Annotated in this window: 16 protein-coding genes; 7 read left to right on the top strand and 9 right to left on the bottom strand. The window is 44.7% G+C overall.

Annotated features, from left to right (window positions below):
* Window positions 1-14: 14 nt before the first annotated feature.
* A complete protein-coding gene (locus tag VIS94_14160) occupies window positions 15-443 on the bottom strand; it encodes a PaaI family thioesterase (protein HEY9162217.1) in 429 nt (142 codons plus the stop codon).
* A 145-nt stretch (window positions 444-588) separates the two neighbouring features.
* Between VIS94_14160 and VIS94_14155 the strand changes: the two genes are divergently transcribed.
* The 3 genes from VIS94_14155 to moaA are packed head-to-tail and all read left to right on the top strand — an operon-like array spanning window position 589 to window position 3,087.
* On the top strand, window positions 589-1,560 hold the full coding sequence (locus tag VIS94_14155) for an AAA family ATPase (GenBank protein HEY9162216.1): 972 nt from the start codon (window positions 589-591) through the stop codon (window positions 1,558-1,560).
* A complete protein-coding gene (locus tag VIS94_14150; GenBank protein ID HEY9162215.1) occupies window positions 1,538-2,056 on the top strand; it encodes a methylated-DNA--[protein]-cysteine S-methyltransferase in 519 nt (172 codons plus the stop codon). The genes VIS94_14155 and VIS94_14150 overlap by 23 nt, the downstream gene beginning before the upstream one ends.
* A gap of 32 nt (window positions 2,057-2,088) precedes the next feature.
* The gene (gene moaA / locus VIS94_14145; protein ID HEY9162214.1) at window positions 2,089-3,087 is read left to right on the top strand and encodes a GTP 3',8-cyclase MoaA; all 999 of its coding nucleotides are present in this window, start codon (window positions 2,089-2,091) and stop codon (window positions 3,085-3,087) included.
* Window positions 3,088-3,102: 15 nt separating this feature from the next.
* On the opposite strand, the gene VIS94_14140 is transcribed toward moaA, so the two are convergent.
* Complete coding sequence (locus tag VIS94_14140) at window positions 3,103-3,474, bottom strand: PilZ domain-containing protein (protein HEY9162213.1); 372 nt, start codon at window positions 3,472-3,474, stop codon at window positions 3,103-3,105.
* Window positions 3,475-3,606: 132 nt separating this feature from the next.
* Between VIS94_14140 and hisI the strand changes: the two genes are divergently transcribed.
* From hisI to VIS94_14120, 4 genes are all read left to right on the top strand, one after another.
* Window positions 3,607-3,987 carry a phosphoribosyl-AMP cyclohydrolase gene (gene hisI / locus VIS94_14135; protein HEY9162212.1) on the top strand — a complete coding sequence of 127 codons (381 nt, stop codon included), beginning with the start codon at window positions 3,607-3,609 and terminating at the stop codon, window positions 3,985-3,987.
* Entirely contained in the window at window positions 3,984-4,859 is an 876-nt protein-coding gene (hisG, locus tag VIS94_14130; GenBank protein ID HEY9162211.1) for an ATP phosphoribosyltransferase, read from the top strand. Before hisI ends, hisG begins: the two co-directional genes overlap by 4 nt.
* Window positions 4,859-5,605: a type I methionyl aminopeptidase gene (gene map, locus VIS94_14125; GenBank protein ID HEY9162210.1), complete on the top strand. Its 747-nt coding sequence runs from the start codon at window positions 4,859-4,861 to the stop codon at window positions 5,603-5,605. The genes hisG and map overlap by 1 nt, the downstream gene beginning before the upstream one ends.
* Window positions 5,606-5,700: 95 nt before the next feature.
* Complete coding sequence (locus VIS94_14120; protein ID HEY9162209.1) at window positions 5,701-6,489, top strand: OmpA family protein; 789 nt, start codon at window positions 5,701-5,703, stop codon at window positions 6,487-6,489.
* 78 nt (window positions 6,490-6,567) lie between these two features.
* Here VIS94_14120 and VIS94_14115 read toward each other — a convergent pair whose 3' ends face one another.
* The 7 genes from VIS94_14115 to VIS94_14085 all read right to left on the bottom strand — a co-directional run bounded on the left by VIS94_14115 (window position 6,568) and on the right by VIS94_14085 (window position 13,359).
* On the bottom strand, window positions 6,568-7,944 hold the full coding sequence (locus VIS94_14115; GenBank protein ID HEY9162208.1) for a thrombospondin type 3 repeat-containing protein: 1,377 nt from the start codon (window positions 7,942-7,944) through the stop codon (window positions 6,568-6,570).
* A 174-nt stretch (window positions 7,945-8,118) separates the two neighbouring features.
* Window positions 8,119-9,021, bottom strand: coding sequence for a cysteine synthase A (gene cysK, locus VIS94_14110; GenBank protein HEY9162207.1), 903 nt, complete (start codon window positions 9,019-9,021; stop codon window positions 8,119-8,121).
* A gap of 26 nt (window positions 9,022-9,047) precedes the next feature.
* Window positions 9,048-9,878 carry a PHP domain-containing protein gene (locus tag VIS94_14105; GenBank protein ID HEY9162206.1) on the bottom strand — a complete coding sequence of 277 codons (831 nt, stop codon included), beginning with the start codon at window positions 9,876-9,878 and terminating at the stop codon, window positions 9,048-9,050.
* Between the two features lie 3 nt (window positions 9,879-9,881).
* On the bottom strand, window positions 9,882-10,256 hold the full coding sequence (locus VIS94_14100) for a response regulator (GenBank protein HEY9162205.1): 375 nt from the start codon (window positions 10,254-10,256) through the stop codon (window positions 9,882-9,884).
* 10 nt (window positions 10,257-10,266) lie between these two features.
* The gene (locus tag VIS94_14095) at window positions 10,267-11,484 is read right to left on the bottom strand and encodes a glycosyltransferase (GenBank protein HEY9162204.1); all 1,218 of its coding nucleotides are present in this window, start codon (window positions 11,482-11,484) and stop codon (window positions 10,267-10,269) included.
* A 73-nt stretch (window positions 11,485-11,557) separates the two neighbouring features.
* A complete protein-coding gene (opp4C, locus tag VIS94_14090; protein ID HEY9162203.1) occupies window positions 11,558-12,385 on the bottom strand; it encodes an oligopeptide ABC transporter permease in 828 nt (275 codons plus the stop codon).
* On the bottom strand, window positions 12,385-13,359 hold the full coding sequence (locus tag VIS94_14085) for an ABC transporter permease (protein ID HEY9162202.1): 975 nt from the start codon (window positions 13,357-13,359) through the stop codon (window positions 12,385-12,387). The genes opp4C and VIS94_14085 overlap by 1 nt, the downstream gene beginning before the upstream one ends.

Below are 13,359 nucleotides of genomic sequence, written 5' to 3'. Positions count from 1 at the left end.
TATCCGGCGGTTCCTCAGGCTGTTTCAAAATAATCCACTTTCTGGCTCTTTTTATAGGCCATTCCCTGAAAAACACATACGATTTCGCCTTCTTCGTCAAATATATTAACTGCATAGGTGGCAAGCCTCTGGTTTGCTGTCACTTCTGCAGCCTCTGCAAAGATAACCGTTCCCTTCGGCGCCTTCACATAAGATATGGTGTTGCTTATCGCCAGTGCCACATGCCCTCTTGAATTGACTGCTGCAGCGAATGCAAGGTCTGCAAGAGTGTATGTGACGCCCCCGTGTACGATACCCACGCCGTTAAGATGATGCGGTTTGATTTCAAGCCTGGCCTTTGCCCTGCCATCTCCGGCATCTAAAAGTTCGATGCCTATATAGGACGCAAATCTATCCTTAAGAAAATACCTTTTCAGATCATCGCTTGTCACGTGAGTGGACATTCAATTCTCCTGTCTATTTTAAATGCTTTGGTGTACATATCATATCTGAAGACACCTGCTCAATTGCAAGGATAAATTTGCTATTGAAAAATACTCTATTTGCTGGTGTTGTAGTACTGGTTGTAATGTAATAGAGGTAATTATCATGCCAAGACTTATTACTGTTACTTCAGGGTCAGATGGTGTCGGAAGGACGAGCTTCGTCCTTAACGCCGGTATAGCTCTGGGCAAAATGGATTTCAAGGTTCTGCTTGTGGATGCGGATATGGGCCTGAGCAACCTGGATGTAATGATGGGAATAATGCCCCTTAAAACACTCGTGGATGTTATTGCAGGTGATGCCAATCCTGAAAATATTATAATCAAAACCGGATATAAAATTGACCTTATCCCTGCATCGTCAGGGCTAAGAATTATCGATGTTCCCGATGAAGACAGGGTTAACTGCATCAGCAAAGACCTGGAAAACATAACGGCAAAATATGATTTTATCATAGCCGATGCCCCCAGCGGGGTTTCAAGCAGGACATTGGGCTTTCTTTCAGGTGCACCTGAAATCGTCATCGCCATAAACAATGACGACAAATCCCTCACCGGGTCATATGCATTGATAAAGGAATTACGGTCGAATGGGGAAAATCCGAGATTCTCGATGTTTGCAAGCATGGTCAAGGACTATTCCGCCGGCCACGAACTATTCAGGAAGCTCTCTCTTGTCTCACAGCGCTTTGTAAATACTCACATCAATTACGTTGGCCCTGTCTTACTTGATGATATATCCATTCCTGCTGCAGGCGAACATATCCCGTTGATCGTTAAACACCCGACATCCGATACTGCCAGATGCTATAGGATGATAACATCGACGCTGCTAAGCCAGAAAGAAATTGAAACAAAAACGGACAAATTTTTTTCACGCCTTATAAGGCTTGCCGCCATCGATTCCAATCCATCATCTGTAAGGGAAGTATCTTTTGACGAGAAGGTGGTTAATCACGGACTTGAAAGAACAATGGATGCAATTCTCGAAGAACAGAGAAGAACAAGACTGCTCCTTGAAAGGCTTGTAGGCATGATTGATTTTAATGGTGCCAATGGAACAGACAAATCTGCATAAATGCAAGATTAATACGGCACTGGGAAATATCTTTATAACAGGCAACAAGGACTTTATAACCTCAGTTTCGTGGGAACCGACAATAAACACCGGCATCCCGGATCACAAAGGAGAACTCGACTGGTTCACCGATGAGCTTTCTCTTTATCTGAAAGGCTCTCTGAAGGTTTTTACCGGCGGCTTGTATTTTAGAAACAATGATACCCTCTGGCTGAGAAAAATCGGGCATAAAACAACTCCAGGGAACCTTTCCGAAACAGTAATGAAGATAATCTCCGAAATCCCATATGGAGAGACAAAAACCTATGGTTCAATAGCAGCTGATGCAGGGAATAAGGGGCTTGCAAGGGCAGTCGGCGGGATATGCGGCAGAAATCCCCTGATAATTATTGTACCATGCCACAGGGTTATAGCAGCTTCGACAATCGGGGGATACAGTTCAGGGTTAGAAAAAAAACGCTATCTTCTGGAAATCGAAGGCCTGGCAAATCTATAATTTGACACAACCCGTCAGGGATGCAATACAGTATGGCCTGTGGAGAACGGGCAAGCATGTTGATTGACGGTTTTTCAAGAAAAATAAGGTATCTGCGCATTTCCATAACCGACAGGTGCAATCTCAGATGTAGGTACTGCATGCCGGATGAAGAAGTTCAGTGGCTTCCTCATGAAGGCATCATGCGCTATGAGGAAATGCTTAGAATTATTCATATATGCTCGGAAATGGGGGTTGATAAAGTCCGTCTTACGGGTGGTGAGCCTCTCATCAGAAAAGGCTTATTGGGCTTCATTGAAAGGATAAAAGAAATTGAAGGAATCAATGACCTATCGCTTACAACAAATGGCGTTCTCCTTTATGAAGCAGCTCAAGACCTGAAGTCGGCAGGCATCACCAGACTGAATATAAGTCTGGATACCCTTAAAAAAGAAAAGTACTCATATATTACCAGAGTCGATGCCTTTGATAATGTGATGAGGGGCATCGAGAAAGCGATAGAGCTTGGATTCATAGTAAAAATAAATGTGGTCGCAATATCAGGATTCAATGATGATGAAATAATCAATTTTGCCATGCATGCGCTTGATAAAGACATAGAGATACGCTTTATCGAGCTGATGCCGATGGGATGTGCTGCCAGATTCGGTAACGGCAATGTTTTCAAGGCAGAAGAACTCAAGGATATCATTGAATCCGAATATGGGACACTTGATCCCGTTAAAGGCGGCCTCGGTCCGGCTAGAGTTTTCAAAATAAAAGGGGCAAAGGGTAAAATCGGTTTTATCGATCCCATGAGCGAACATTCATTCTGCAGTCGCTGCAACCGCATAAGGCTTACTGCAAACGGACATCTTAAACTATGCCTTTTTTCGGAAGACAGCATTGATCTGCTCAGTATAATGAGGAAAGGAATCAGCGATAAGGAATTGTCTTCATTTATAAAGGAATCAGTAAAATTAAAACCAGGTCATGGAATACACATAGATGGAAAAAATGGAAAAGGGGATATGAACAGGATCGGCGGTTAATCAGTCAATAACGGCCTATTTTTCAATGACGACAGCTTCAAGCATTTTACCGTAGTATTCCAGATCCTTTTCAAAAAGTATCCTGTTGGTGTTTAGAAGGGCCAGACCGGACATGGAACTTCCGTTGTTTTTCTGAGCCCACACAACTTTACAGTACAGAGATATTTTGCCCTGTGCAGACTCAGGCTGGTCAATATGGAGTTTGACAACAGTCCCTATCGGTACGGCTGCACCGGATATACACATACCTCCGCTGCATGCGTTGACGATTGATACATCTTTTCGGACACCTTTGACCTCTACCAGGCCAAAGACATTGGGCACCGGAATTCGTTCGAATATCCTTTTTTCCTTGATGTACGGCATTAGTGGAAAAATATAAGCCATTTCAGGACTATGTCAAGAACATTCAATAGACATGCCGCTTTCTGAGGCCTGTTGAATAAATGTATTCCTGAAGGATGGAATCCTTGACCGCCAAGAGCATATTTGTTAAGCGCTGATAAGCGGAGGCATATTATGAGCATAATGTTGGATTATGAAAAATCAGGCGGACTCGTTGCGGCAATTGCCCAGGATTACAGAACCGGCGAGGTTCTGATGATAGCATGGATGAACAAAGAGGCCTTTGAGGAAACTCTTGCAACAGGCAGGGCCTGCTATTTCAGCCGTTCAAGAAACAGATTATGGAGGAAAGGGGAAGAATCCGGAAATGTCCAGATCGTTCATGAGATACTGGTAGATTGTGACCAAGATGCGGTGCTTATTAAAGTGGAGCAGATAGGTGATGCCGCATGTCATGAAGGATACAGGTCATGTTTTTACAGAAAAGTCTTTGACAATAAACTTATAACAGACGGCGAAAGGATTTTTGATCCAAAGGAGGTTTACAAAAAATGAGTATTATAAGGCTTGCAATACCAAAGGGGAGCCTTCAACAGTCCACGATAGACCTGTTCAAGGACGCCGGATGGCGTATTGTACCGAGTTCACGAAGCTATTTTCCGACCATTGATGACCCGGAAATTGAATGTGCGCTTGTTCGTGCTCAGGAAATATCCCGATATGTGGAAAACGGCCTGTTTGACATGGCTTTGACCGGGCTTGACTGGATACTGGAAAATGAAAGCGATGTCGAGATAGTGGCAGACCTTGTCTATTCAAAGGCAACCGCAAAACCGGCAAGATGGGTACTGGCTGTAGCAGAAAACTCGAATATAAAAAAGGCTGAAGACCTCGAGGGCAAAAAAATTGCAACCGAGCTTGTCAATTATACAAAAAAATATTTCACGGAACGCGGTATAAATGTTGACGTCGAATTTTCATGGGGAGCAACAGAGGCAAAGGTTGTTGACGGTCTGGTTGATGCCATTGTCGAAGTAACAGAAACAGGCTCGACGATAAAAGCCCATAATCTTAAGATTTTGCAGGATCTTCTCGTTACAAACACCAAGATAATAGCCAACAGGGAATCATGGAGAGATGAAGCAAAAAGAAACAAGATTGAACAGGTCTCGATGATGCTTAAAAGCGCGCTTGCCGCATCAGATATGACCGGCCTTAAAATGAATGTCCCTGTCGAGGGCAGAGATGAAATAATATCGATGCTGCCCGCAATGACATCACCAACTGTTTCAACTTTGCATGACAAGAACTGGTTGTCGGTCGAAACAATAATCAAGGAATCTCAGGCCAGGGACCTTATACCGAAACTTCTCAAAGCCGGAGCAAAGGGAATCATAGAATATCCGCTGAAAAAGGTCCTGAACTGATGATACCGAGAAAGACCCCCCTTGAAATAACAAAGATGAGAGATGCAGGGAGAATCCTTGCAATGCTTTTTGAACATATCAAGCCTATGGTTCAACCGGGAATTACTACAGCCCAGCTGGATTCAGAGGCGGAAAAGTTCATAGTCATGAACAATGCAAAACCCGCATTCAAGGGGTACAGGGGATATCCTGCAACATTGTGCACATCTGTCAATGACTGCATAATCCATGGTATACCTGGTCAGATAAAGCTGAAGGAAGGAGACATAATCGGTCTGGACGTCGGTGTTTTATTTAACGGCTTCTACTCTGACGCCGCAATTACCCTGCCCGTTGGGGAAGTGCCAGCTCACGCCAAAGCTCTCATGCGGACTTCCGAAGCCGCCATGCATGCTGGCATTGAACAGGCAGTTCCCGGAAACAGGCTTTATGACATTTCTTCGGCTATTCAGAAAACCGCGGAAGATGCCGGATATTCAGTTGTAAGGGATTTTGTGGGCCATGGCATTGGTGAAAGACTTCATGAAGAACCACAGATTCCCAATTATGGGAAAAAGGGCACAGGACCTCTTCTGGAAACAGGAATGACCCTGGCCATAGAAACCATGATAAATCAGGGGACGTGGAAAATCAGGATATTAAAAGACAAGTGGACTGCACTGACAGCCGATGGAAGACTGTCTGCACATTTCGAACATACAATTGCCATAACACCGGATGGACCCCATATATTGACCGCTCTATAATAATGATCCCTTGAAGGATATACTAAGATATTGATTACCCCCTTCACATTGACACAATTTTTGTTTAAGGGTATTTTCCACAAGGCAGGTAAAATATGAACCGTTATCTTATAATATTTCCAATCATTTTATTAATTACAGGATGCGCACACAGACATACGGAATCCGAATATAAAACGGTTGAGACTCAGCTTTCAGTATGCGAACAGGCATGCGCAGTAGTTTCCCAGGACAACACGATCATGAAGGCCAGGATTACGGCCCTCGAAGAGGATCTGAAAAAGTCAAAAATCGATAAGGACCAATGCCTTCAGGATATGCAGGGGCTTCTTGACAGAAACATCGAAGCACTGCAGTACAACAAGACACTTCTTCAACAGATGTCCAGCTACAAAACAATAATTCAGGAAAGAAAAGATACCAGCAGCCGTTCGGTAAAGGCATATGAATACATATTGAATCTGCTAGACCTGGAACGTAAAGCAAAACAGGTTTTCATTATAAAGAATAATGACAAAATAAAGATAATAATACCGCAGAGAGAGCTTTTTGCCGGCCCCAAAAGCGCATGGCTGGAACCAAAGGGTGAAAAGCTTATTGTTAAAATCGCAAAGGGATTAAAACAAATTGACCCTGCATATATCGAAGTCGGCGGCCATACGGACAAATCACCAATTCCTGACAGCCTGAGAAAAACATATCCGAATAACTGGTACCTCTCTCAAACAAGGGCACTATCAGTTCTGGAGGCCCTTGAAACAGGCGGCATCAACGGGGATAAGATGTGTGCAATAGCTTATGCAGACACCCGTCCAATTGCTGCGAACAGTACTGAGGAAGGCATGGCAATGAACCGCCGAGTAGAAATTTCCATCCTTCCGTAATAATTCATTCCTGAAAAAATATAAAAAAAAGAGGGGCTTATAAGCCCCTCTTTTTTTAGTTCAAACTGTATTATAATCTCAGTTCTGATCGCAGATATCACCGATACCATCATGATCGGTATCTTCCTGTCCCGGATTAAACATTGTCGGACAGTTGTCACATACATCTCCGACACCGTCACCGTCATAATCTTCCTGCAAGGGATTTGCTACAAATGGACAATTGTCGCAGGCATTCCCCAAACCATCGCCATCGCTGTCAAGCTGATTGATATTCGGGTACAGCGGACAGTTGTCAGAAGAATCAGGAACACCATCACCATCGTCGTCATTATCACATGCATTACCGTAACCATCATGGTCTGTATCCATCTGGTCCGGGTTTGCCATATTGGGGCAATTATCGATTGAATTCCAGATGCCGTCTTTATCTGTATCTTCAGGTACTATCAGTGCGTCATATGAGATATTAATCTGTCTGGCTGCATAAGCGAAAATCTTGACCTCATCCAGACTCAGATTAACCGAAGGAGCTGTTGCGTTTCCTCCGACATAAACCTGAGTACTGCCTGTCGGTGTAAGTCCTGTTGGAACTACAATTGCCGATGCCACTTCCCTGCCGTTAAAATAAATCTTCATGGCCGCATTCGAGTATAAAAATGCAACATGATACCATACCCCGGAGCTTAATGTGGATTCTGCTGCTATTGTTGTCGAACCCGCAGTAAATGAAATTCCATTGCTGTCAAAATATCCTGACATGCTGTCACCGATCTGGAACAGGTTAAATGCATTTCCTGATACGGCATCTGCATTGATCCACATCTCAATTGTAACGCCTTTCGCACCGGTGAAATCAATAACCGCTGAAGGCGATGTTGTGGCGCTATTGTTAATTTTAATACCATTATGATCTCTTGAACCTTCAGGAAATACGACAGTAGGGTTGGTATAACTTATCCAGGATATCCCTTCGGCGGGTATATTTAAAGCATTCACCGTTGATCCTGCACCGTCTGTCGCATAGTTCAACCCATTGCCGTCAAGGCTCCAGACCACCAGTGCAGAATCCGCATCCTTATATCTGAAGGGTGCATAAACCTCTACATTACCGGATGCCTTTATCTTCGGAATGGAGATTCCGGCCGGAGCCGTTAAACCATTGCCCGGATCCTGAACTGTGATAATATAGTCCAGTGAAGGTAAAAAATTGTATGACGATGCATTGGGATCCGGTGCGGTGTATGGCCCAAACCCCGGATCGTAAAATGTAAATGTTTGCGGTATTCCAATCATGGTGCCTTTATAATAAGATAAAATCATTGTCGCAGTCGCAGTTTCACAGGCGCTGTTATTTGTAAAAACCTTCAATGTCATGAAGTTACAGGAACTCGCACCCATCAGCATTACGGCAAAGAGCGCACAGATAATGGTATATGTAAAAAATCTTTTCATAATTATTTCCTCCTGAAGACATTATTACAAATTAAATTGTAGCAATGTTAATGCCAAAATCCAAGAAAATTGTAACATTGCTAATTTCCTTGCTATTAAAACCTCTAAAATTTATAACACCTTATATTCGAGGCAAAGAATAGCAATAAAAATGGAATTAATTTTCCTTGAATTTTATATAAGACTTGTGCTGAAGTATCTTTCCGCCCTGTCTGCAAGTATCGTTGCTATCACTTTCTGATTTCCGTATTTCTTCGCCATCTGCGTTGCGGCCCAGACGTTTGCACCTGAAGAAGTACCCACCAGGAGTCCTGATTTCCTGGCAAGTAATCGTGACGTTTCAACGGCATCATCGTCATCGACTTCTACGATCTCGTCTATGATTGATGTATCAAGGACAGGGGGTATAAAACCATCCCCTATGCCTTCAATCCTGTGAAGCCCGGGTTCATGCCCGAGAAGGGCGGATACATTCTTCGGTTCAACTGCAACAATCTTGGTTGAAGGGTTTCTTTCTTTAAGAAACTTTCCTACGCCCTGAAGTGTTCCGCCGCTTCCGAGTCCTGATACGAACATGTCCACATTACGACCCAGCTGCATCCATATCTCGGGCCCTGTCGTAATGTAATGAGCAAGCGGATTGGCCTGATTTTCAAACTGATTCGGAATGAAGACATTTCCGTATGCTTCCTTTATTTCATTAACCTTTTTTATTGAACCTTCAATGCTTTCTTCAGCAGGTGTAAGTACAAGCTCAGCACCCAGTGCACGTATAATCTTTCTCCTCTCCTGGCTCATATTTTCAGGCATAACTATAATAACTTTGAACCCCATCAACCCTCCCACCAGTGAAATGCCTATACCGGTATTGCCTGAAGTCGGTTCGGCAATTATGGTGTCTTTATCAAGGAGGCCCCTTTTCAGCGCATCATCGATCATGAAAAGCGCAATCCTGTCCTTAATGCTTCCGCCCGGATTCAGATACTCGGCCTTCGCATATATATTGGCGCCTGTAGATGCAGTTAGCCTGACAATCGGTGTGTTTCCTATCTGTTCGAGAACCCCGTTTGAAAACATAAGCCGTCTCCTTGGTTGTATTAAAATCAGTGATAATCGAGATGATCAAGAATAATTTTCAGGCATTCTTCGCCTATTCCGCAATCGCCAAGCAATGCCCCTCTATCATGGGTATGGAAATCAGTACCGCCTGTCAGGATAAGCCCAGCTTCTTCGGCAATTGCTTTATACAGTTTTGTCTGTTCATACGTATGCTCAGGATAATAGACCTCCATACCGCTCAAACCCGACGTCTTCATGCGGATAATAAGATTTTTCAATCCACCGCTTTCAAGTTCAAGCGTAAAGGGATGGGCCAGTACGGATATTCCCTCATGCTTTCTTATAAGCCCTATTGTCTCTTCCCATGTGAGCTTTTCCTTTTCAACATAGGCGGGTTTTCCTTTTCCCAGATACTTGTCAAAGGCCTCGTCAAAATCTTTCACATATGACTTTTTTATAAGAGCCTTGGCTATATGGGGCCTTCCTATCTGTGCATTACCTGCGATACTGCTTACATCCTCAATGGTTATATCAAATCCGATACTGTTGAGCCTTTCGATTATCCTGGGAAACCGATCGAGCCTGCCCTTCTGGATTTTCTCAAGATCATCTTCAAGACCTGCCGGGAACTCTTTGAAATAGCCCAGCATATGAAGTGTTCCCGGATCATACACCGCGCTTATCTCTATACCGGGAATGACATTTACACCAAGCTTCCTGCCTGTCTGCAAGGCCTGTGGCACACCAGTCATAGTATCGTGGTCTGTAACGGCTATTGCAAGGAGTTCTCTTTTTCCGGCCAGTTCTACAATTTCTTCCGGAGTCAGGTCTCCATCGGAGGCCTTTGTATGCACATGAAGATCCGCTTTGTCCATTTATCAGGCCTCTTTCAGTGAAGCGTTTGCTTCCAGTACCTGGGCGATCCTTTTTTTGAGTTCGGACAGGTCTGCGGATTTGACGACATATGCATCAGCAGCAATGGCTTTGATATCGACCTTGAAACTGCCATATGCGCTGCAAAGGATAACCGGCAGATTATAATACCTGTTCCTTATCTGCTGAAGGACGTCAAGGCCATTGCTGTCGGCCAGTTTTATATCAAGAAGGATAACATCGGGTTTTTCGTTTTCGATAAGGTTATAGATATCATTTCCATCTGGAGCAGTGGCAACCTCATAACCTTCTTCTTTAAGTTCGTCTGAATAAAGTGACCGGATATGCTTCTCGTCATCCACTATTAGAACCTTGGCCATTTTTTCCTCCTTATTTCTTCCAGCGGTCGACCAGATAAGGCTTTGTCTGCTCAAGCTGCAGGCATATCTCTTCAACAATCTCCTGAGACTGCATGTTATTCATCGATGATGTCTTGTTGACATACGACAGTACCATTCCCTGATACATTTTAAACAGTAACTCCATTGCTCTGGGTCTGTCGCAGGTCTTCTGATTAAACCTGATTGCGAAATCGAAAAGAATCCTCGCCCAGAGGCTTGAGGGCATCTCAAAGCTGTCCATCTCAAGTGATGCGATCTCCCTCAATTTCTGGAAATTTTCACCCGAAAGCACTGCCCGGTAGGCATCCCAGTTGTCGGAGAAGCCTGCTTTGAACTTGTAATACAACTTTTCCCTGCTCACCATTGTCTCAGGAGGCATAAGTATTTCGCCTTCATCAAAACCGAATATTGCTGTAGGCTTGCTCCATTTTGTAATTGACCACCCTTTGCTGAACGGTTCCATCATTGAGAAAACCGTTGAAACGCTCTGCCTGAAAAGGGGTGTAATCTCCATTATATAATCCCTGGCATGATGGAGTTTCGGCGCGCCGAGATAAACCTGGCAAATCTGCATTCCTTCGTTTATTGCAATTGCGGTCATCCACAGATCTATGCCGAACTGCGAAACATCCTCGTTCCACAGAGGGCTTTTAAGGAGCTCCTTCACCATTGCCGCAGACAGGCCGAATTCTCCCCCCATAGGCTGTTTCACCCTTCTGCCGTAAAGGCATCTGGTCATTGGATAGGTAAAGAGCGAGCACAGAAGGTCATCATACTTGTGCCTCATATACAATGTCGTCACATACTCAAATCCTGCAAGAAGAGGTTCAAAGAGCTTCTTTATCCATAAGGGAGAAATATTCCTTATATCCGAATCGATTATCACAATCGCCTTTGCCTCAAGGGCCAGGGCTTTTTTGAAGAGGTTTCTTATATTGTTTCCCTTTCCCTTGATACCTTCGGGTGTGGTTATGTATATCTTGGGAATTTCACCTGTTTCGGCATTCATGAAGGCTTCCATTGTGCCGTCAGTGCTGTTGTTATCGCAATTTATGATTACTGATGATGTTTCCGGAAAATATTCACCGAGCGCAATTGCCGCCTGAACGGCAACGTTTGCTATTGTCCCTGCCTCATTCAAGGAAGGTATCCCGACAATAAGTTCGGCTTTTTGAATATTCATAGGGTTGTTTTCAAGTATCTTCACTCAAGATCTCCATAATGCGGTTTATTAAAAACATCTTGTGTCATCATATGAATAATTTCAAGGAGTGATTTAATCATCCCTTCAGCCTTGGATCAATGGCGTCTCTGATGCCCTCTCCAAGAAGGTTATACCCGAGCACTGTAAGCAAAATCGCTATCCCGGGAAACACGGACATCCACCAGGCCACGCCAAGCACTTCCTTCCCCTGTGTCAGCATATTACCCCAGCTGGGTACGGGCGGCTGAACGCCGATTCCCAGAAACGAGAGCGCACTTTCTGTAAGGACAGCACTTGCGATGCCCAGTGTTGCAGATACAAGCACGGGCGCCAGGGCATTGGGAAGGATATGCATGAAGATAATCCTCGGAGCACTAGCCCCGATAGCCTTTTCCGCAAGTACGAAATCGCGTTCCTTCAGGCTAAGGAATTCAGCACGCACCAGTCTTGTTATGCCCATCCACGACGTAAGCCCGATAACCGCCATAATGTTGAAAATGCTCGGCTCCAGAAAAGCTATCACGGAAAGGATAAGAAAAAATGACGGAAAGCACAGCATGATATCCACCAGACGCATTATTACAACATCTATCCATCCGCCGTAATATCCCGAAACCGCTCCCAGGATTATTCCTATCAGGACGGCGATGCCGACCGCTACAAACCCCACTTTAAGCGAAATCCCGGCACCGTAAAGCATCCTGGATAACACGTCTCTTCCAAGGTCGTCGGTACCGAGAAGGTGCTCTGCCGATGGCGGTGATAGGATATTGTTCACATCGATCCTGCCCGGATCATATGGCGCAATGGCCGAAGCAAGGACAGACACGGCAAAAAATGCAAGAACCACAGCAAGTCCCGCTATGGCCAGTTTGTCAGCCAGAAAACGCTTCCAGAATCCCATCACTTCACCCTTATCCTCGGATCAGCCACGCTGTATGCGATATCGGCCACTAGATTTCCGAGCAGAGTCAGAACAGCTCCTATCGTTAGGCTTCCCATTATCATATTGTAGTCCCGCATCATAATGGCCTGGTAAAACAGCTGCCCCAGACCCGGAATGGCGAATATGCTCTCAAAGATTACGCTGCCTCCGATAAGCCCCGGAATGGACAAACCCAGGATTGTTATGACCGGCAGCATGGCGTTTCTCATGGCATGCCTGTAAATGACCACAAATTCGCTTAAGCCCTTTGCCCTGGCGGTCAGGATGTAGTCCTGCTTAACAATCTCAAGCATGCTTGCGCGCATGTAGCGGCTCAGGCCTGCAAGCGAGCCGAAAGCGGAAATGAAGACAGGCAGCATAAGGTGTTTTGTTACGTCCCATATTTTTCCCGCCGCCCCCAGTTGAGAGAAATCCGGCGATATGACACCCGAAATCGGAAGCCAGCCCAATCTCACGCCGAAGAAGTCCATGCAGATAAGTGCAAGCCAGAAACCGGGCATTGAAAATCCTATAAAGACAACAACAGTGACCGACCTGTCGTAAAGACTCCCCCGTTTGACGGCCGAAAGAACTCCGAGCGGTATGGCAAGGAGGAATTCCAGCACAAGGGCTAAAATATTTATATAAATTGTTATTGGCAGCCTTTCCTTTATCTTGTTCCATACCGGCCTTTCATCGGATGAAATCGACTTCCCGAAATCAAGCCGGGCAAGATTTTTCATCCAAAGGGCATACTGGACATAAACGGGCTTATCCAGCCCGTAATGTGATTTCATGCGTTCTATAGCCTGCTTCGAAATGTCAGGGTTGAGCTCCGACTGCAAAGCCGTAGGCTCACCGGGGGCCAGGTGTATGACCGCAAAGCAGACTATAGTGATTCCGATGAAAGTGGGAATCAGGATTAATAAGCGCTTTAAGAGATATCTGAGCAT

It is taken from the genome of Desulfomonilia bacterium (genome assembly GCA_036567785.1).
Taxonomy (GTDB): domain Bacteria; phylum Desulfobacterota; class Desulfomonilia; order UBA1062; family UBA1062; genus DATCTV01.
The sequence above is the reverse complement of the archived record's forward strand: the minus strand, read 5'-3'. Positions and strand labels throughout refer to the sequence as shown.